Annotated in this window: 20 protein-coding genes and 1 pseudogene; 10 read left to right on the top strand and 11 right to left on the bottom strand. The window is 73.6% G+C overall.

The window, feature by feature from the left end; translation table 11 throughout:
- Window positions 1-54: 54 nt before the first annotated feature.
- Window positions 55-1,890, top strand: coding sequence for a tetratricopeptide repeat protein (locus GA0070607_RS17395; protein WP_231931169.1), 1,836 nt, complete (start codon window positions 55-57; stop codon window positions 1,888-1,890).
- 78 nt (window positions 1,891-1,968) lie between these two features.
- Here GA0070607_RS17395 and GA0070607_RS17390 read toward each other — a convergent pair whose 3' ends face one another.
- Window positions 1,969-3,546 carry an MDR family MFS transporter gene (locus GA0070607_RS17390; protein WP_089019142.1) on the bottom strand — a complete coding sequence of 526 codons (1,578 nt, stop codon included), beginning with the start codon at window positions 3,544-3,546 and terminating at the stop codon, window positions 1,969-1,971.
- Window positions 3,547-3,658: 112 nt separating this feature from the next.
- Here GA0070607_RS17390 and GA0070607_RS17385 point away from each other — a divergent pair, with 112 nt between their 5' ends.
- A complete protein-coding gene (locus tag GA0070607_RS17385; RefSeq protein WP_089019141.1) occupies window positions 3,659-4,270 on the top strand; it encodes a TetR/AcrR family transcriptional regulator in 612 nt (203 codons plus the stop codon).
- A 12-nt stretch (window positions 4,271-4,282) separates the two neighbouring features.
- On the opposite strand, the gene GA0070607_RS17380 is transcribed toward GA0070607_RS17385, so the two are convergent.
- Both GA0070607_RS17380 and GA0070607_RS17375 read right to left on the bottom strand, forming a co-directional pair.
- Entirely contained in the window at window positions 4,283-4,792 is a 510-nt protein-coding gene (locus GA0070607_RS17380; RefSeq protein WP_089019140.1) for a GNAT family N-acetyltransferase, read from the bottom strand.
- On the bottom strand, window positions 4,789-5,010 hold the full coding sequence (locus GA0070607_RS17375) for a biotin/lipoyl-binding carrier protein (RefSeq protein WP_172899197.1): 222 nt from the start codon (window positions 5,008-5,010) through the stop codon (window positions 4,789-4,791). Before GA0070607_RS17375 ends, GA0070607_RS17380 begins: the two co-directional genes overlap by 4 nt.
- A gap of 222 nt (window positions 5,011-5,232) precedes the next feature.
- Here GA0070607_RS17375 and GA0070607_RS34155 point away from each other — a divergent pair, with 222 nt between their 5' ends.
- Window positions 5,233-5,307: a 50S ribosomal protein bL37 gene (locus GA0070607_RS34155; protein ID WP_372433306.1), complete on the top strand. Its 75-nt coding sequence runs from the start codon at window positions 5,233-5,235 to the stop codon at window positions 5,305-5,307.
- A 117-nt stretch (window positions 5,308-5,424) separates the two neighbouring features.
- On the opposite strand, the gene rsrA is transcribed toward GA0070607_RS34155, so the two are convergent.
- The 5 genes from rsrA to GA0070607_RS17345 all read right to left on the bottom strand — a co-directional run bounded on the left by rsrA (window position 5,425) and on the right by GA0070607_RS17345 (window position 8,740).
- On the bottom strand, window positions 5,425-5,712 hold the full coding sequence (gene rsrA, locus GA0070607_RS17365) for a mycothiol system anti-sigma-R factor (RefSeq protein ID WP_089019138.1): 288 nt from the start codon (window positions 5,710-5,712) through the stop codon (window positions 5,425-5,427).
- Window position 5,713: 1 nt separating this feature from the next.
- Entirely contained in the window at window positions 5,714-6,541 is an 828-nt protein-coding gene (locus GA0070607_RS17360; RefSeq protein WP_089019137.1) for a sigma-70 family RNA polymerase sigma factor, read from the bottom strand.
- Between the two features lie 234 nt (window positions 6,542-6,775).
- Window positions 6,776-7,393, bottom strand: coding sequence for an alpha/beta hydrolase family protein (locus GA0070607_RS17355; protein WP_089019136.1), 618 nt, complete (start codon window positions 7,391-7,393; stop codon window positions 6,776-6,778).
- A gap of 48 nt (window positions 7,394-7,441) precedes the next feature.
- The gene (locus GA0070607_RS17350) at window positions 7,442-7,834 is read right to left on the bottom strand and encodes a WhiB family transcriptional regulator (RefSeq protein ID WP_074314218.1); all 393 of its coding nucleotides are present in this window, start codon (window positions 7,832-7,834) and stop codon (window positions 7,442-7,444) included.
- A 195-nt stretch (window positions 7,835-8,029) separates the two neighbouring features.
- Entirely contained in the window at window positions 8,030-8,740 is a 711-nt protein-coding gene (locus GA0070607_RS17345; protein ID WP_089019135.1) for an SOS response-associated peptidase, read from the bottom strand.
- Window positions 8,741-8,841: 101 nt separating this feature from the next.
- Here GA0070607_RS17345 and aroA point away from each other — a divergent pair, with 101 nt between their 5' ends.
- The 4 genes and pseudogenes from aroA (at window position 8,842) to GA0070607_RS17325 (ending at window position 13,109) form a co-directional block, all read left to right on the top strand.
- Entirely contained in the window at window positions 8,842-10,143 is a 1,302-nt protein-coding gene (aroA, locus tag GA0070607_RS17340) for a 3-phosphoshikimate 1-carboxyvinyltransferase (protein ID WP_089019134.1), read from the top strand.
- A gap of 121 nt (window positions 10,144-10,264) precedes the next feature.
- A complete protein-coding gene (gene rsgA, locus GA0070607_RS17335) occupies window positions 10,265-11,275 on the top strand; it encodes a ribosome small subunit-dependent GTPase A (protein ID WP_089019133.1) in 1,011 nt (336 codons plus the stop codon).
- Window positions 11,276-11,303: 28 nt separating this feature from the next.
- Window positions 11,304-12,122, top strand: coding sequence for a histidinol-phosphatase (gene hisN / locus GA0070607_RS17330; protein WP_089019132.1), 819 nt, complete (start codon window positions 11,304-11,306; stop codon window positions 12,120-12,122).
- 59 nt (window positions 12,123-12,181) lie between these two features.
- Window positions 12,182-13,109, top strand: a pseudogene (locus GA0070607_RS17325) (hypothetical protein).
- On the opposite strand, the gene GA0070607_RS17320 reads toward GA0070607_RS17325, so the two are convergent.
- Complete coding sequence (locus tag GA0070607_RS17320) at window positions 13,067-14,266, bottom strand: glycosyltransferase (protein WP_089019131.1); 1,200 nt, start codon at window positions 14,264-14,266, stop codon at window positions 13,067-13,069. The pseudogene GA0070607_RS17325 and the gene GA0070607_RS17320 overlap by 43 nt on opposite strands.
- A gap of 227 nt (window positions 14,267-14,493) precedes the next feature.
- On the opposite strand from GA0070607_RS17320, the gene GA0070607_RS17315 reads away from it, so the two are divergent.
- The 3 genes from GA0070607_RS17315 (at window position 14,494) to GA0070607_RS17305 (ending at window position 16,953) form a co-directional block, all read left to right on the top strand.
- The gene (locus GA0070607_RS17315; RefSeq protein WP_089019130.1) at window positions 14,494-15,492 is read left to right on the top strand and encodes an SDR family oxidoreductase; all 999 of its coding nucleotides are present in this window, start codon (window positions 14,494-14,496) and stop codon (window positions 15,490-15,492) included.
- A gap of 59 nt (window positions 15,493-15,551) precedes the next feature.
- On the top strand, window positions 15,552-16,292 hold the full coding sequence (locus GA0070607_RS17310) for an ATP-binding protein (RefSeq protein WP_231929965.1): 741 nt from the start codon (window positions 15,552-15,554) through the stop codon (window positions 16,290-16,292).
- Window positions 16,293-16,380: 88 nt separating this feature from the next.
- A complete protein-coding gene (locus GA0070607_RS17305; protein WP_089019128.1) occupies window positions 16,381-16,953 on the top strand; it encodes a DUF5709 domain-containing protein in 573 nt (190 codons plus the stop codon).
- Between the two features lie 6 nt (window positions 16,954-16,959).
- Here the strand turns inward: GA0070607_RS17305 and GA0070607_RS17300 are convergent, their stop codons facing one another.
- Both GA0070607_RS17300 and macS read right to left on the bottom strand, forming a co-directional pair.
- Entirely contained in the window at window positions 16,960-17,613 is a 654-nt protein-coding gene (locus GA0070607_RS17300; RefSeq protein WP_089021902.1) for a response regulator, read from the bottom strand.
- A gap of 14 nt (window positions 17,614-17,627) precedes the next feature.
- Window positions 17,628-18,761, bottom strand: a complete 1,134-nt coding sequence (macS, locus tag GA0070607_RS17295; RefSeq protein WP_089019127.1) for a MacS family sensor histidine kinase — start codon at window positions 18,759-18,761, stop codon at window positions 17,628-17,630.
- Between the last annotated feature and the right edge of the window lie 88 nt (window positions 18,762-18,849).

Below are 18,849 nucleotides of genomic sequence, written 5' to 3'. Positions count from 1 at the left end.
ATATCAACTAGGCTTGTCCCGCTTCAACAGGTGTCGCTGCGACGGAAGGACGATGTGCCCGAGGGAAGGGACGACCACGCGCTCTCCGCGACGGAGGAGCTGGCCCTGGCCCGGCTGGCACTGGACGAGGGTGACCTCCACCACGCCGCCGGCCACCTCGCCGGCGCGCTGGCCCGGGCGCCGACCCTGCCCGAGGTGCACGAGACGTTGGCCCTGCTGGCCGCGGTCGGCGGGGGCGGGCTCGACCTCTTCCCGATCAACCACCACACCTTCGTCGGCGCGGTCGTCGCCCGCGCCCACCTGCTGGCCGCCGCCGGCCGACCGGCCGAGGGGCTCGACCTGCTGGCCGCGGCCACCGGGTACGCGCCCGGCACGGAGTGGGCCGGCGTGCCGTGGGTGATCGCACCCGAACTGGCCGAGCGACTGGACCCGGAGCACATCGCCCGGATCCTCATGCAGGTCTGCGGCGCGTTGCCCGACCCGGTGCCACGCGCCGGCCGGGGCGCGCTGGCGCCGTACCTCACGCTGGCCCGCAACGCGGTCACCGTCCGCCCCGAGCACGGTCTGCTGCTGGGCGCGGCGTCCGCGCTGGCCAGACGGCTCGGCGAGGTCACGCTGGCGATCCGCTGGGCCACCCGCGGCGTACGGTCCCAGCCGTCGAAGATGGGCGAGGTCTGGCTGGGGTACGCGTACCGCAGCGCGGGCCGCACCCGCGAGGCCCTCGCGGCGCTCGGCCGGGCCGTCGCGCTGGACCCCGACGACCTGGCCATCTACGCCGACATCGCCGGCACCCTGGCCGAGACCGGCCGGCTGGACGAGGCGTTGGAGTGGACCGAGCGGGCGCTCGCCCGGGACCCGTCGTTCGACTGCGCGGTGCACACCGCCCACCGCCTGCGGCACCAGCGCGACGGCGACCTCGCCCACCTGGTCGCGCTCGCCGACTTCGTGCGTGACCACCCGGACGACAGCCACGAGCACGGCGACCTGGCCCAGTGCTGCCGGGGCCGGCCGTGGCTCGGCCAGCTGACGCCGGCCGGCGGCCCGCTGGTCGACGCTCTGCGCCAGGCGGTGGCCGACGACGACAACGGTCTCGGCACTGCCGTACGCCTGCCGGCGGCGGCCCCGCCGAGCGCCGTGCGGACGGCCACGTCGGCAGCACCCGGGCTGCGGATCGAGGTCACCGGCACGGTGGAGCCGGACCCACGAGAACCGCGACGGGCGTCCACCCGACGCCTGTGGCACTACGCGGACACGCTCCCGACGCCGGCGCTGCCGGCACCCTCGGCGGCGGCGGTCGAGCGGATCCGTCAGGTTGCCCACCCGGCGTGGCCGCACCCACCGGCGGCCTACGACGCGGCGGTGGGCCTGGCCGGCCTGGACGTGGCCGACCTGCTCGGGCTGCTGGTGCATCCGCCGGCAGCGCCGGCCAACGCGCTGGGCCGGCTCCTGGCCGCCCAGGACCCGTCGGTCTGGGTACGCGGCGTGCAGGTGTGGGCCTGCCTGGGGCTGCTGCACCACAGCACCGACGAGCCCTGGGAGGACTCGACCCGGCGCCGGGTGCTGCTGGACCTGGTCTGGGGCGTCGAGGACTGGGTGACCGAGGCGGCACTGTTCGCCCTGGTCACCGCCGCCTGGGTGGACCCGGGGGTGCGATCGGACGTGGCCCGGGTGGTGGCCGAGCGGCTGGCCGACGCGGCCGCGGTGGCCCGGTCCCGGCCGGTCCCAATCGCCGTCTCACTGGCCCACCTGGCGCTGGCCGCTCCGGCACTGGACCCGGCCACCGCCGCGCTCGCCATCGAGTTGCTCGGCGACCCGCCGCCCCGGCTCCCGCGTCCCCGCAACCCGCTCCGCCGCCTCTGGCGACGCCTCACCGCGCGCCGCCGTCCCTGAGCTTCACCCCCGCGATCCGGTACGACGACGCGCCGCGCCGTCCCTGGAGGGACGGCGCGGCGTGGGTGGGTGTCGGGGTCAGGCGACCGGGGCCTTGCCGAGAGCGATCTCGGCCTCCTCCTCCGGGGTGGCCTGCGCCGGCGCCTCGTTCGCGGTGCGCAGTGGGATCTCCTTGATGAACCAGGCGAGCACCGGGATCACGATGGTGAACAGCACCGCCCAGAGGAAGACGTGCGAGATCGCGTCGGCGAGACCGCCGAGCACCAGTTCGCGCGCCTGGGCGGGCAGTTCCTTGAGCTTCTCCAGGTCCATCCCGCCGCCCTCGCCGCCGAAGGCGCCGCCCGCGCTGGAGCCGGCCAGCCGACTGGCGAAGATCGCGCCGAACAGGGAGATGCCGAACGAGCCGCCGATCGACCGGAAGAAGGTGGCCGCGCCGCTGGCCGCGCCGAGGTCCTTCTGCTCCACGCTGTTCTGCGCGATCAGCATGGAGGTCTGCATGAGGAAGCCCATGCCGGCACCCAGCACGACCATGTACAGCGAGGACTGCAGCTTGCTCGTGTCGGTGTCGAGCATGGTCAGCAGCCCCATGCCCGTGGTCATCACCACGCCACCGACGATCGGGTACGCGCGGTACCTGCCGGTCTTCGTGATCGCCCGCCCGATGACCAGCGAGACGACCAGCATGCCGAACATCAGCGGCAGCAGCAGCAGGCCGCTGTTGGTGGCCGAGGCTCCCTGCACGGTCTGCTGGTAGAGCGGCAGGAAGTTCATCGCGCCGAACATCGCGAAGCCGAGCAGGAAGCCGATCAGCGAGATCAGTGCGAAGTTGCGGTTGGCGAAGAGGGCCAGCGGGAGGATCGGCTCGGCGACACGGCGTTCGACCAGGCCGAATGCCACAAGCGCGAGCACGGACAGCACGGCCAGGCCGAGGATCTGCGGTGACGACCAGTCGTACTCGTTGCCGCCCCAGGTGGTGATCAGCACGATCGCGGTGATGCCTACCGAGAGCAGCCCGGCGCCGAGCCAGTCGATCCGGTGCTCGGTGCGGTACTTCGGCAGGTGCATGGTGGTGATCAGCAGAAGTAGCGCGACACCGCCCAGCGGCAGGTTGACGTAGAACGCCCAGCGCCAGGAGAGGTGGTCGGTGATGAAGCCGCCGACCAGCGGGCCGGCCACCATGGCGATGGCCATGATCCCGGCGATCATGCCCTGGTAGCGCCCGCGCTCGCGGGGCGGGACCAGGTCACCGATGATCGCCATCACGCCGACCATGAGGCCACCGGCGCCCAGACCCTGCACGGCCCGGAAGGCGATGAGCTGGACCATGCCGTCCTGGGGACCGCCCAGCATTCCGGAGCCGGCCATGCCGCAGAGCGCCGAGCCGAGCAGGAAGATGCCGACAGAGGTCAGGAAGACGGACTTGCGCCCGTAGAGGTCACCGAGCTTGCCCCAGATGGGGGTGGAGACGGTGGTGCCGAGGACGTACGCGGTGACCACCCACGTGAAGTGGTCGAGACCGCCGAACTCGCCCACGATGCGTGGCAGCGCGGTGCTGACGATCATGTTGTCGAGCATTGCGAGCATCATCGCGATCATCAGCCCGAACAGCACGACCCGTACGTTGGGTCGCGCGCCGGCCTGGGTTGCCTGAGTCATGGGTAAGCTCCCCCCGAGGATTGCCATACTTACTTGCCGCCCGGCTAGTCACCTTACTAGCCGCACGGTAAGTTGGGCGGCAAGTGACGGTCAAGCCAATTGGGGGGCGTGGGTGAGGGAGAGCACAGGCGGCACCCGTGAGCGGATCAAGGCCGTCGCGCTGGAGCTCTTCACCGAGCAGGGGTACGAGAAGACCTCGCTGCGCGAGATCGCCGAGCGGCTCAACGTCACCAAGGCCGCGCTCTACTACCACTTCAAGAGCAAGGACGACATCGTCGCCAGCTTCGTCGAGGACCGGCTGGAGCGGATGGACGCGCTGACCACCTGGGCCGAGTCGCAGCCGGCGACCCTGGCCACCCGGCGCGCGCTGATCTCCCGGTACGCCGACACGATGTTCGCCGGCGACCAGCCGTCGGTGATGCGCTTCTTCGAACAGAACCAGACCGTGCTCAAGAGCCTCGCCTCCGGCCAGCAGATGCGCGGCCGGATGATGCAGCTGGCCAACGCGCTCTGCCGGGGCGACGACTCGCCCACCGCCCAGCTGCGCGCCGTGCTGTCGCTGTTCGCTGTGCACAGCAGCTGGTTCGCCGTCCGGGCGCCGAACATCACCGACGACGAACGCCGCCGGATCGCGCTGGAGGTGGCCGACGAGCTGCTGGCCGCGATCGGCGCGGAGCCCGACGAGAGTGGGACGGCGATCGCCTCGGCAAGCTCGCAGGGCTGACCGGCCGGCGGCTCAGCCCCGGGGCAGCTCCAACCGCAGGCCGAGCAGGTCCACACCCGGCACCGGCGCCCAGTCCTTCTCGGGAAACCGGACGAAGCCGAGCCGCTCGTACAGCCGGTGGGCCGAGACGGCCATCCCCGCACGGACGCAGATCACCACGGCCGTGCAGCCCAGCTCGGCCGCGCGGTCGACGCACGCCTCGGCCAGCGCCGCGCCGACGCCCCGGCCCTGCGCGGCCGGGTCGACCGCGAGCATCCGGAACTCCGCCTCACCCGGGCCGGACAGCTCGGCGAACGGGGTGCCCGGCAGCACGAAGGTGACCGAGCCGAGCACCGCGCCGGTCGCCTCGTCCACCGCGACCAGCACCTCACCACTGGTGGCCCGGGTCGACACGTCGGCCAGCACCGCGCCGTACCCGTGCTCGCCCTTGAGCTGGCCGTCCGCCTCGTACGCGGCCACCGTCAGCCGGGCCACCGCCGGGAAGTCACAGGGGTCGGCGCGCCGGACCAGCAGGCCGCTCAATCGATCACCGCGATGAGGTCGCCGTCCTGCACGACGTCACCCTCGTTGACGGCGAGTTGCTTGACCACACCGTCGGACTCGGCGATGACCGGGATCTCCATCTTCATCGACTCCAGGATCACCAGGGTGTCGCCCTCGGACACGGTGTCGCCGGTCGACGCGACGACCTTCCAGACGTTCGCCACCATCTCGGCGCGGATCTCCTCGGCCATGTCCAGGCCCTCCCTTTTCCCGATGTGCCTGCCGACGTATCCAATCATGCGGCGGCCGACGGCGGGCCCGGAGCGGTGCGGCCCGGGTGCCGCGACCGCCCCGGCGGAAGGCGTCGGGTGCCGGCCGCACTACCATCAGCGGGTCGGACCCGACGCCGGGCGGCCGGTGGGTACACCGGCGCCGAGGCCGCGCGCAGGGCGGATCCGACCCATCACGAGGAGGTCAGCATGGCGAAGAAGTCCCGGAAGAAGAAGGCACGGAAGAAGAACGCCGCCAACCACGGCAAGCGTCCCAACTCCTGAACGGGCCGACGGGCCGACGGCCCGTCACCGGTCAGCCCCACCCGGCGGACGCCGGGAACGCCGGTGGCCCGGGTCGAGATCGACCCGGGCCACCGGTTTCGTTCGTCACGCCGACGGTCAGTCGGCCAGTTCGCGGGAATCGCTGGTCTCGAAGACCACCAGCTCGGTGAGCTTGACCCGCAGCCGCTCGCGCAGCTCGTCCGGCGCGGTCTCGTTGCCGCAGCAACGCGCCACCAGCGCCCGCACCTCCTGCTCGAGCCCGTACTCGCGCAGGCACGGCCCGCACTCGTCCAGGTGGTGCCGGATCAGCGTGCGCCGCTCGTCGGCGCACTCCAGATCCAGGTAGAGGTAGACCTCCGCGAGCACCTCACGGCAGTCCGTCTCGTGCGGCTCCCCACAGCTCACGTCACACCTCCCGGCCGGCAGCGGCAGCGGTCGAACCCTTCGAGGAGCGGGCCGCACTGAAGCCCCGTTCCGCGGCGTACTGCTCGAGCAGCTTGCGCAGATTACGACGGCCCCGGTGCAGGCGCGACATCACCGTGCCGATCGGCGTACCCATGATGTCGGCGACCTCCTTGTAGGAGAAGCCCTCGACGTCCGTGAGGTAGACGGCGAGCCGGAACTCCTCCGGCAACTGCTGGAGGGCCTCCTTGACGTCGCTGTCCGGCAGCCGGTCCAGCGCCTCGGTCTCCGCCGAGCGCAGCCCACTGGAGGTGTGCGACTCGGCCTCGGCGAGCTGCCAGTCGGTGATCTCCTCGGTGGGCGCCTGGATCGGCTGGCGCTGCCGCTTGCGGTAGGAGTTGATGTAGGTGTTGGTCAGGATCCGGTAGAGCCAGGCCTTCAGGTTTGTGCCCTGCTCGAACTGGTGGAAGGCGGCGTACGCCTTCAGGTAGGTCTCCTGGACCAGATCCTCGGCATCCGCCGGGTTACGTGTCATCCGCAGCCCAGCAGCGTAGAGCTGATCGACGAATGGCATCGCGTCCCGCTCGAAGCGGGCCCTGCGCTCGTCCGTCTTCTCGGTGGTCAACCGCACATCCCCTCGCGTCGGATGCTTTCCCGCCGAGGATACGCGCACGGACCTGCCCACAGATTCACTTCCGGCCGGTGTGCCCGTGCTCACCACACCCACCCCGCCCGGTCCCGCCGTCGCGGGCCAGTCCGGGCCATCCAGCAGCTGCTTCAGCTGCCGGGCGTTCCGCTCGTCCCGTTCCCGGCTCCGTGTTTCGGTCGGCACCGGCCACCCCCTCGCAGAAAAGTCGTCCGCGGGTAGTAACGCGAGAAGACGGGTGGGGCATTCCGGCCGGCCCTCCCGTTCCTGGTCCCGGCCCCGGCGGCGGCCGGCGCTGGGACCAGGAAGGGCCTGGGAGGATTTGGCCCCGCCCGTCCGAATCCGGTAGGTGGCACCATCGGATGCAACGACCCGCGCCCGCCACCGGACACGGTTCGCCCGGCCGACCCGGGCCGCCGTTCAGCCGGCCGCCCAGCCCTGGGCGCGCAGCCAGTCCCGTACCACGGCTGCCGTGCCGGCCGGATCCTTGCGCAGGTCGTGCGTCTCCCCCGGCCGGGTCACCACCCGCACGGCCGGCCCCGGCTCCGGCACCCCGAACGGATCCCGGTCGCCGTTGACCACAAGCGTTGGCAGCCCGGTGGCCAGCTCGGCGGCCCGGGAGCGCTCCGGCCGCCCGGGCGGGTGCAGCGGAAAGGCCAGCGCGACGACACCGGCCGCGCCCACCGCGCGGGCCGTCCGACAGGCCACCCGAGCGCCGCTGGAGCGACCGCCGACCAGCAGCGTCGGGACGTCGGGCTGCCGGTCGCGCAGCCCGCCGAGCACCGCCGTCCAGGCCTCGTCGAGATGCCCGGCGGGAGCTGGGGCGCGGCGGCCGGCGACCCGGTAGGGCTGGGTCACCCGCACCACCGCCAGACCGGCGGCGACGGCCGCGTCGCGCACCGCCAGCAGGTCGGGGGCGTCCACGCTGCCGCCCGCCCCGTGCCCGAGCACCAGCAGGGCGGCGGCCGGCCCGACCGGCAGGTCCGTGTCGATCCGCGCCGGACCGCGCGGGGTCCCGATCTCGTCGCTGGGCAGCACCGATCCATTCTGCGCCGCCCCGGTCGGCACCCGGGACGGGACCGGTGGTCAGCTCAGCGGGACCAGGGTGAGCAGACGGTCCCGCACCGGCGGGCCCGCCTCGTCCACGGCGTCCGGATCCGGTTCGACCTGGCCACGCCAGGCCACCAGCATCGCCCGTCGCTCGCGGGGCGTCGTGGCGCCCCACACGCCATGGCAGTCACCCACCTCCAGCGCCCAGGCCAGGCAGGACCCCTGGACGTCGCAGCTGCGGCACAGCGCGACTGCGGCGTCCGCCGGCTCGTTCGGCGCCGGAAAGAACGTTTCCGGATCGACGCTCTGACATGTCCCTCTGGTGCGCCACGCGTCATCCTCTCGGCGTTCGCGCAAGGCCCGCAGCAGTCGCGGATCTCGCCGCGCCGCGGCCACCTCATGCGGGCGGGGCATACGCGCCCGTGTCATCCACCCACCTCCCCCGTGGGACCGGCAAGATCGGTGGATGTCGTCCGCCCCGTGCGAATCGACACCCACTACCGGCGCTGTGTTCTATCGCACTTACGGACACCGAGACAAGGGCCTGCCGGGAAGATGACTGAACAGCCAGGCGACGAATCGCGCGCAACCCCGCCAAATCGGCGCTCGACGATGCGGACCGCCTCAGAACAGGGTCAGCTCCTGCGCTGCCACCGTCGGCGCCAGCGGCACCCGGGCGATCAACTGCGGCCCGTCGTTGCGGACGTCACCCACCGCCGGCCCGACCGGACGGATCTCCAACCGGGACAGCTGACCGGTCGCCGGCGGGGCGAGCAACCGGTCCGGCTCCCCGGTCGGCGCCAGCCACGACGACCAGCGCTCGGGCGGCAGCAGCACCGGCATCCGGTCGTGCACCTCGGCCAGCTCACCGAGCGCCGCGGTGGTCAGCACGCTGAAGGTGAGCCGGGTTTCGGCCTCGGACTCCCAGACCGACCAGATCCCGGCCAGGGCGAGCACCGAGCCGTCGGCGGGGGTCATGTAGTACGCCTGCCGCCCCCCGTTGGGTTGGCGGACCCACTCGTACCAGCCGTCGGCCGGAACCAGGCAGCGGCGACGGGCGAACGACCCGGCGTACGCCCGGCTGGTGGCGACCGTCTCCGCCCGCGCGTTGATCATGCGGGCCGCGCCGGCGGCCGACCGCGACCAGTGCGGCAGGAGGCCCCAGCGGCCTACGCAGAGACTGCGGTGCCCCTCGGGAGTGACCCGGACCAGCGGCACCGGGTCGGTCGGCGCGACGTTGTGGTCCGGCCGGATCCGGCCGTCGGTGTCGTCGGAGGACTCGAACAGCGCGCTCAGCTCGCCGGAGCTCCGGGTCGTCGCGTACCTGCCGCACATGGGCACACGCTAACCCGTCTGCGACCCGCCGGCTGTCCCGCCAACCGGGAGTAGGACCGCCGGTCACCGCCGCCCACCGGCCGACACGGCAGAATGTAACCGTGGGGAACCTGACAGCGACCCGGCCGCCTCAGCCGTGGACCGCACCGACCGCCTCCGATCCGGTGGCGGCCACGCTGCGCCTGCCCGGGTCCAAGTCGATGACCGCGCGCGCCCTGGTGCTCAGCGCGCTGGCCGCCGGCCCGTCGACGCTGGCCGGGCCGCTGCGCGCCCGGGACACCGAACTCATGGCGGCCGGCCTGCGGGCGATGGGCGCGCACATGTCGATCAGCGACGACGAGCGCTGGCTGGTCCGGCCACACCCGCTGGTCGGCCCGGCGCACGTGGACGTGGGGCTGGCCGGCACGGTGATGCGGTTCGTGCCGCCGGTCGCGGGGCTGGCCGACGGCCGGATCACCTTCGACGGCGACCCGCACGCCCGCACCCGGCCCCTCGGCCCGCTGATCGGCGCGCTGCGCTCGCTGGGCGTCCGGATCGACGTCACCGGCACCGGCAGCCTGCCACTGACCGTGCTCGGCGCCGGCCGGATCACCGGCGGCGAGGTGGTGATCGACGCGTCCGCGTCCAGCCAGCTGGTCTCCGGGTTGCTGCTGGCCGCCCCGCGCTTCGACCGGGGTGTCGTGGTGCGGCACGTCGGCCCGCCGGTGCCGTCCGCGCCGCACCTGCGGATGACGGTGCAGATGCTGCGCGCCGCCGGCGCGGCCGTCGACGACACCACCCCCGACGTGTGGACCGTCGAGCCCGGTCCGCTCACCGGCCGCGGCTGGGAGATCGAGCCGGACCTCTCCGGCGCGGTGCCGTTCTTCGCCGCCGCGCTGGTCACCGGCGGCGAGGTCACCCTCCAGGGCTGGCCGCGCAGCAGCGCCCAGCCGGTCGAACAGCTGCGCTCGCTGCTGCACCGGATGGGCGGCGAGGTCACCCTCTCCACCACCGGGCTGACCGTCCGGGGCTCCGGCGTGGTGCACGGCCTGACCGCCGACCTCTCCGACGTGAGCGAGCTGACCCCGGCGCTGACCGCGCTGGCCATGCTGGCCGACTCGCCGTCGTTCTTCACCGGCATCGGGCACATCCGCGGCCACGAGACCGACCGGCTGACGGCGCTGGCGCGGGAGTTCGCCGCACTCGGCGCCGATATCACCGAAACGCCGGACGGGCTGGAGATCCGGCCCCGACCGCTGCGCGGCGGTGTGTTCCACACCTACCACGACCACCGGATGGCACACGCCGCCGCGGTGGCCGGGCTGGCCGTGCCGGGCATCGAGGTCGACGACGTCGGGTGTACCTCCAAGACCATGCCCGAGTTCCCGGCACTATGGTCAGCGATGGTGACCGGCAAGAGCTGACGCGAGAAGAGGACAGGTCCTGGCGACCAGACGGCGGGAGTACGACGAGGACGACGTACGGGTTCGACCCGGGAAGTCCTCGCGCCCGCGTACGCGCACCCGACCCCGGCACGCCGACGCGGTGGACGGCTTCGTCATCGCCGTCGACCGGGGGCGCTACACCTGCGTGCTGGCCGGGGCCGAGCACGGCGTCGTCGGTGCCGAACTGCCCACGGTCACCGCGATGCGGGCACGTGAGCTGGGTCGCAAGTCGGTGGTGGTGGGCGACCGGGTCAACCTCGTCGGGGACACCTCCGGCGCGGAGGGCGCCCTCGCCCGCATCGTCCGGATCACCGAACGCCGCTCGGTGCTGCGCCGCACCGCCGACGACGACGAGACCACCGCCGAGGGCCGGCTGGAGCGGGTGGTGGTGGCCAACGCCGACCAGATGGTGATCGTCAGCGCGCTGGCCGACCCGCCGCCGCGCACCGGGTTCATCGACCGTTGCCTGGTGGCCGCGTACGACGCGGACGTCGAGCCTCTGCTCTGCCTCACCAAGGCCGATCTGGCCGGCCCGGAGGAGGTGCTGGGCTACTACACCGAGCTGGAGCTGCCGTACGTGCTCAACCGCCCCGACTCCGACCTGGACGCCCTGCGCGCGCTGCTCGCCGGGCGGGTGTCGGTGCTGGTGGGGCACTCCGGGGTGGGCAAGTCGACGCTGGTCAACCGGCTGGTGCCGGAGGCCGCCCGAGCGGTCGGCGTGGTCAGCGCGATCGGTCGTGGCCGGCACACCTCCACCAGCGCGGTGGCCCTGCGACTGCCCCCGATACACGGCATCGACACCGACCCGGGGTGGATCATCGACACCCCGGGGATCCGCAGCTTCGGGCTCGCCCACGTCTCCGCCGACAGCCTGCTGCACGGCTTTCCCGACCTGGTCGAGGGGACCGTCGACTGCCCGCCCAACTGTCCGCACACGGCCGAGGAGGCCGACTGCGGGCTGGACGCCTGGGTCGCCGCCGGCAAGGCCGATCCGCGCCGGCTGGCCTCGTACCGCCGGTTGCTCGCCTCCCGTGCCGGCGAGGGTGACCAGCGGGGCGAGATCGACCAGCGCGGTCCCGGCGAGGGTGACCGGCGCGGCCCGGACGAGTGAGCCGCCGGACGTCGGCTAGGTTGCCGGCATGACCGGGTACGCCGATGACCTCGACCTCGCCCACCTGCTCGCCGACCGGGCCGACGCCATCTCCACGGCCCGGTTCCGCGCGCTCGACCTACGGGTCGAGGCGAAGCCCGATCTGACCCCGGTCTCCGACGCGGACACCGCCGTGGAGCGGAAGATCCGGGCGCTGCTGGCCGAGCACCGGCCGGCCGACGGGCTGCTCGGCGAGGAGTACGGCGACCAGCCGGCCAGCGCCCCGGACGGTCGGCGCTGGATCATCGACCCGATCGACGGCACCAAGAACTTCGTCCGCGGTGTGCCGATCTGGGCCACCCTGATCGCGCTCTTCGACGCGGACCGGCCGGTGGTCGGCGTGGTGTCCGCTCCGGCGCTGGGCCGACGCTGGTGGGCGAGCCTCGGCGCGGGCGCGTACGCCGGGCCGGGCCCCGCCGCCGGCGAGCCGATCGGGGTCTCCGCCGTGCGGCGGCTCGGCGACGCCAGCTTCTGCTACTCGTCACTGACCGGCTGGGAGCGCGCCGGGCGGCTCGACGCGATGCTCGACCTGATGCGGTCCAGTTGGCGCAGCCGGGCGTACGGTGACTTCTACGGCTACATGCTGTTGGCCGAGGGCGCACTGGACGTGATGGTCGAGCCGGAACTGTCGCTGTGGGACATGGCGGCGCTGGTGCCCATCATCACCGAGGCGGGTGGCACGGTCACGGATCTGGACGGTCGACCGGCTCCGGCCGGCGCGCCGGGCACCGAGAGCAGCCTGGTGGCCACCAACGGTGTGCTGCACGCCGACATCCTCGCCCGGCTCGATCGACCAGCCGCGCGCTGACCCCCGGCAGCCTCTATCCTCGCCAGGTGGTCTCCTCCGGCTGGTGCTTTCTCGCGGCGATGATCGTCGCGTACGGCGTCGCCAACCTGCTTCAGTCGGTGGCCGCGGCCCGCACCACGGTGCACCACACCTTCGATCCGGGCCTGCTGCTGCGGTTGGCCGGGCACCGGACGTATCTGGTCGGATTGAGCTGCCAGATCGGCGGCTTCGTACTCGCCTTCGTGGCCCGGCGTGACCTGCCGCTGTTCCTGGTCCAGGCGAGCGTGGCCGCCGGGCTCGGGGTGACCGCCATCCTCGGCGTGCTGGTGTTGAAGTGGCGGTTACCGGTGGCCGAGGTGGCGCTGCTGGCCCTGCTCTTCGCCGGGATCACCGCGCTGGTGCTGGCCGCCCGGCCGGCGCCGTCCCGGCAGCTCGGCACCGCCGGCTCGGTCGCCCTGCTGGTGGCGCTCGGCGTGATCGCGGTGCTCGGCTTCTTCGCCGTCCGGCTGCACGGGGCGCCCGGTTCGGTGGCCCTCGGCTCGCTGGCCGGGCTGGCGTTCTCCTCGGCCGCGGTGGCCGCCCGGCCACTGGCCTCCGCGCCGTCCGCCGAGGCGTTCCTCGCCGACCCGCTGCTCTACCTGCTCATCGTCCACTCGATCGTCGGTCAGCTACTGCTCGGCCTGGCGATGCAGCGCGGCTCCACCACCGCCGCGGTCGCCGCGATGGACGCCGCCGGGGCGGTGCCGGCGGCGATCGTCGGCCTCCTGCTGCTCAACGACAAGATCTGGCCGGGTCGGGAGTGGCTGGCCGCGGTCGGCTTCCTGGTCACCCTCGCGTCGGTGATCGGGCTGACGCGGTACGCGGAGCCGCAGCACCACCACGCGAAGGCGCGCCGCCGCGACCGAGCCATGGTGGGCGTCGGCCAGCCCGGCTGACCAGCACACACCCGGCGTCCGGCGCGGCGCTCAGGCCTCGACCGGTTTGCGGCGGCTCACCACCCGCTCGTAGAGACGCTCCAGCGCGCCAGCGGTGCGTTCCCACGTGTAGCTGCTCCGGACCCGGTCCACCGCGGCGTGGCCGTACGCGAACCGCCCGGCGTTGTCCGCGAGCAGCCGGCGCAGCGAGACCCCGAGGGTCCGTACGTCGCCGGGCGGCACCAGCCGGCCGGTGACCTCGTCGACGACGGCGTCCGCCAGCCCGCCCATCGCGTAGCCGACCACCGGCACGCCGCAGGCCATCGCCTCGAGCGAGACCCGCCCGGCCGACGAGTAGTGCGGCGTGCAGGCCACCACGTCCGCCGACCGGTACCAGGTTGCCATCTGGTCGTGCGGCACCGCGCCGACGAGCCGTACCTGGTCGGCCACCCCGACCTGTTCGGCCAGCTCGTGCAGCCGGCGCGCCTCGGTGTGGTTGGCCAACTGGTCGGCCATCGGCCCTCCGGCGATCACCAGCTCGGCGTCGCCGACCAGTCGCATCGCCCGGATCAGGTCGTCCTGGCCGTGGCCCGGGGAGAGCCCGCCGACGGAGAGGATCCGTGACCGCTGCTCGCGGGGCGCCGCCTCACCGTCGGGGTGGAACTGCTCGGTGTCCACCCCCGCCGGCACCATCGCCACCGAGCTGCGTTGCAGGCCCATCCGGGTCAGCTCGTCCACCTCGTCGTTGCACTGGGCGACCGCGATGTCCACCGCTCGGGTCAGCGCGCGCTCCAGCGGGATCCGCTCCCCCGGCCCGTCGTACCGGCCGCCCAGGTGGCGCAGCTGCTCGACGCCGAGCGAGTGGAAGGTCTGCACCACCGGGATGTCGGTCTCCCGGACCGCGTGCGCGGCGGCCAGGCCGCCGACCCAGTAGTGCCCGTGCACCACCTCGGGCCGCCAGGCGCCGGCCCACTCGTCGGTCAGCCAGCGGCCGAACTCCGTCACGTGGGGGATCAGCTCGGCGGTGCGCAGCGGGGTGGGCGGGCCGGCCGCGACCCGATGCACCTGGTAGCCGTCGACGTCCGTCGTCACCGGCAGCTTCGGGTCGTCCCGGCGCTCGTAGAGCCGGACGTCGTGGCCTCGACCGGCCAGCTCGGCGGCGACCCGCGCGATGTGCTGTTGGGTGCCGACGGGCGGGCCGTCGGCGTGCCGGTACGAGCTGGTGTGCGCGCAGACGAGGCCGACGCGCATGGGTCACCTCCCTGCGATCTTTCCTCGGCGGTGGTCCTCCCGGTCAGAGCGTCCCATTAACCGGGTGACCGGGAGCCGAAACCTGGCAGATCGGAACAGCTCCCCACAGCTGCCACCGACACTTGCGCCACGACAATCACGAGAGCCTCGCCCCGCCCCGCGGCGATCCTGCTGATCGACGACCGGCCGCTGGTATGACCAGGCCTTACCGGGGGTACGGCTCAGGAATGCCGCTGACCCGCAGCCTCGACGACTCGACCGTGGTGATCACCGGCGCCTCCAGCGGGATCGGCACGGCCACCGCGTACGCGCTGGCCCGCCGGGGCGCCGCCGTCGTGCTGGCCGCCCGCAGTGAGCCGGCGCTGCGGCAGGTCGCACAACACTGCCGGGAACTGGGCGGCCGGGCGCTGGCCGTGCCGACGGACGTGACCGACCTGGAGTCGGTGCAGCGGCTGGCCGATCGGGCTGCGGCCGAGTTCGGGCGGATCGACGCGTGGGTGAACAACGCCGCGGTAGGGGTCGTGGGGCTTTTCGACGAGATCCCGGTCGCCGAGTTCCGACGGGTGGTGGAGGTGAACCTGCTCGGCGCGGTGCACGGCATCAAGGCCGCACTGCCGCACCTCGGCGTGGCCGGCGGAGGGGTGCTTGTCAACAACGCCTCGGTGCTCGCCGAGGTGGCGATGCCGTACCAGTCGGCGTACAACGCCACCAAGCACGGCATCCGCGGGTTGGCCGACACCGTCCGGCAGGAACTGCGGGTCACCGGTCGGGGGCAGATCTCCATCTGCACCGTGCTCCCGGCGACCATGGACACCCCGTTCTTCCGGCACGCGGCCAACCACAGCGGCCGCGAGCTGCTGCCGCCACCGCCGGTGTACCCGCCGGAGGTGGTCGCCGAGACCATCGTCCGGCTGCTGCGCCGGCCCCGCCGCGAGGCGTACGCCGGCGGCGCCGCCCGGCTGCTCGGCCTGCAGTGGCGGCTCGCACCGGCGCTCGTGGAGCGCACCCTCGGCTGGTACGCCCACCGGACCCAGTTCGGCCCCGGCGCGCGGATGGACAGCAGCGGCAACGTGTTCCACGCCGATGCGGAGGGCCGCCGGAACGGCGGGTGGCACGGCCGGCGTCGACAGCTGGTACGAATCACCGCCGCGTTCGGCCTCGCCGCCGCCGGCACAGCGGTCGGCACGATGGCGGCGATCACCCGCCGATCCCGGTTGACCCGCTGATGACGGGTATCGGGCGGCCGGATGCGACTTCTGTCGCCCGGGAGCACACTGGGGCGATCATGCCGACCGATGCGCGTTGTCTGGTGGAGATCGACGAGGCGTCCGGGGTGGTCCGGCTCACCGGAGTGCTCGACGCGGCCGGCGCCGACACCGTCCGGGCCGCGCTGCTGACCCGCCTCTGCGACCGACCCGGCACCGTGGTGGCCGACGTGACCGGGTTGCGGGTCGCCGACCCGGTCGGCCGGAGCGTCTTCGCCGAGATCCGCCGGGAGGTCGCCGACTGGCCCGCCGCGGACCTGCTGCTCTGCGACCCGGCGACCTCCGGACCCGGCGGCGCCGACGCCGCACCGACCGGCGTCCCGGCCTGGCCGACCCTGGACGGCGCCCTGGCGGCGGCGCCGCTGGCGGCGGTCCTCACCGCTGAGCTCGCCCCGACCGTCGGCGCCGCCCGGCAGGCCCGCGAGCTGGTCGCCACCGGCTGCCAGCACTGGGACGTGCGGACCCTGGCCGAACCCGCGAGCCTCGCGATCACCGAGATGGTCAACAACGTGGTGGCGCACGCCCGAACCCCGATGACCATCCGGCTGGCTCCTCAGGCCGGCACCCTGCGCGTGGCGGTTCGCGACCACTCCCCCCTCCGGCCCGCGTTCGCGGGGCCGGCCCCACCGACCCGGGCCGGCGGGCGGGGCCTGCTGCTCATCGACACGGTGGCCCACCGGTGGGGCAGCAGCCCGGTTCCGGACGGGAAGGTCGTCTGGTGCGTGCTGCACCCCGATGACGACACCGACCCCGTCGACTGACGGGCGGTTCCCGCCCCGGTGTCCGGCTCTCCACCACACGGCCGGCGGCCCCCGGTTACGGCGGCAGGGCAGCGGGTAGTGATCAGACATGCGCGACAACGAGTACCCGACCCCCGTGTCCGACACCGAGGCGGACGGCCTGCCCGGCACCGCCGACGACGACTCGACGGCCAACGACGACGTGCTCACCGGGCGCGAGGCGGACGGGCCGGACCCGGCCCAGCTGCCCGGCGACCGGACGCCGGTGGCGGTGGACCGGTTCGGGACCACCGCCGAGGAACAGCTCGACGGTGAGTCGTTGGACTACAAGCTCCAGCGGGAGAGCTTCGAACGCCCGGTGGACGATCCGCTGGCCGGCACGATCGATCCGAAGATCGCTTTCGAGGCGGACAACCTGGAAGCCGCGGCGGAGGCCCAACTGGACGCCGACGTGATGGATCCCGGCCCCACGTCCGACCCGAAGTCGCCGGTCTCCCTCTACGACCACGGCCAGCTCGGCACGGTGGCCGACGCCACTGTGGGCCGGCTGGTGGAACCGGACGAGGGGGCGCACACCGACCAGGAGACCGACTCCGTGGCGTACGACGCCGGTTCGGCGGGCGGCGGGGCGAGCGCCGAGGAGCTGGCCATCCACGAGACGGAGCCGCCGCGCTCGGTCTGACCGGGTTCAGTCGTCCAGGCCCCGTTCGATGGCGTACCGGGTCAGCTCGACCCGGTTGTGCAGTTGCAGCTTGCCCAGCGTGTTCTGCACGTGGTTCTGCACGGTGCGGTGCGACAGCCCGAGCCGCTGCGCGATCTGCTTGTACGACACCCCCTTGGCCACCAGGCGCAGCACCTCCGTCTCCCGGTCGGTGAGACGCGGCGCCCCGGGCTCCGCGCCGCCGGCCGACCCGGCGTCCGACGCCGGCCCGGCGGCCAACCGGCGGTACTCACCGAGGACCAGTCCGGCCAGGCCGGGGGTGAACACCGGATCGCCGGCCGCCGTGCGGCGCACCGCGTCGAGGAACTCGGCCGGCGCCGTCGACTTCACCAGGTACCCGGTGGCCCCCGCCTTGACCGCGTCCAGCACGCTCTGCTGCTCGCCACTGGCGCTGAGCATCAGCACCCGCACGTCGGGCAGCGCCACGCGCAGCCCGCGGACCACCTCGACGCCGGAGACATCGGGTAGTTGCAGGTCGAGGACGACCACGTCCGGCCGGGCGGCGGGGGCCACCCGGATCGCCTGCCGCCCCTCGCCGCTGGTGGCCACCACCAGGAAACCGGCCTCGGTCAGGTCACGGGCCACTCCCTCGCGCCACATCGGATGGTCGTCGACCACCATCACCCGCACCTGGCTCACTGCTCCGCCCTCGGCACGGTCAGCTCGATCTCGGTGCCGGCCTCGGGGGCCGACACGATCCGGACCGTTCCGCCGAGGTCCACCATCCGGCCCCGGATCGACTGCGTCACGCCGAGCCGCCCCTGGGCGGCCGCCTCGGTCAGCCGGCCGTCCGGGATGCCCGGCCCCTCGTCACGGATGGACACGGTCACGGTCGCCCCCTCGTCCTCGATCAGCACCCAGGCCCGCCCGTCGGCGTGCCGCCCCACGTTGTCCAGCGCCGCGCCTGTCGCGGCGGCCAACTCCCCGGCCACCTGCCGGGGCAGCGGCACCGGGGTGGCCGGCGCGGAGAGCGACACCGCAGGTGAGGCGTACCGGCCGAGCAGCGTCCGAAGATCCACCGTGCCGGCGGCGTCCGGGGCGGTGGCGCCGGCCGGGGTGGCGCCAGCGATCAGTGCGCGCAGCGCGGCCTCCTGCTCGCCGGCCAGGCGGGCCAGCTCGCCGGCCTCGCCGGGCAGGTCGGCGCCGCGCCGCTGCACGAGTGCCAGCACCTGGAGAACCGAGTCATGGATGCCCCGGGCCAGCCGCTCCCGCTCCCGGGTGGCCGCCTCCAGCTCCACCGCGCGTTGCAGCCGCTCCTCGGCGGTCGCCGCGAGCCGGGCGACGTGCCCGACCACCACTCCGGCGAGCAGCATCAGGATCACCCCGGTGAACGAGGACTGGCCGATCCGTTCCCGGGTGGCCAGGTCCGCGCCGGCGACCAGCAGCGCGGCCACGGTGCCCCGCCGCCGGCCACCGGAGACGGCCCAGGCCAGGACCGGGCCCGCCATCCAGGCCACCCCCATGGTGGGCACGCCGGTGGCGAGCGCCGCCCGGCCGACGACCCACGGGGTCGCCAGCACGATGGCCATCACCACCGCGAGGTCGGCCAGCAGCAGCGGCCAGCGCCGCCAGGCCGGGCGGGCGTAGCCGATCGCGGTCGCCACCGTCCAGGCGATCATCACCAGGACCATGGCCACGACGACGAGCGGGTGGGCGTACCGGTCGGCGTCGCGTACCGCGAGCACGCAGACGTACGCCAGGGACGCGAACCGGAACACCGCGAGCGCCCGCCAGAGCGGCACCTCGAATCCACCCGATGGCGACGGCATGGCGGTCAGGATGCCACAGTCCGACCAGCGGGGCGGCCGGCAGCGAGTGCGGTTCGGGAAACCCTGACGTACGGTGGAAAAGCCGCGA

Origin of the sequence: Micromonospora coriariae (assembly GCF_900091455.1) — a bacterium.
Classification (GTDB): domain Bacteria; phylum Actinomycetota; class Actinomycetes; order Mycobacteriales; family Micromonosporaceae; genus Micromonospora; species Micromonospora coriariae.
Note: the sequence above shows the minus strand (reverse complement) of the source record. Positions and strands in the feature narration are given on the sequence as shown.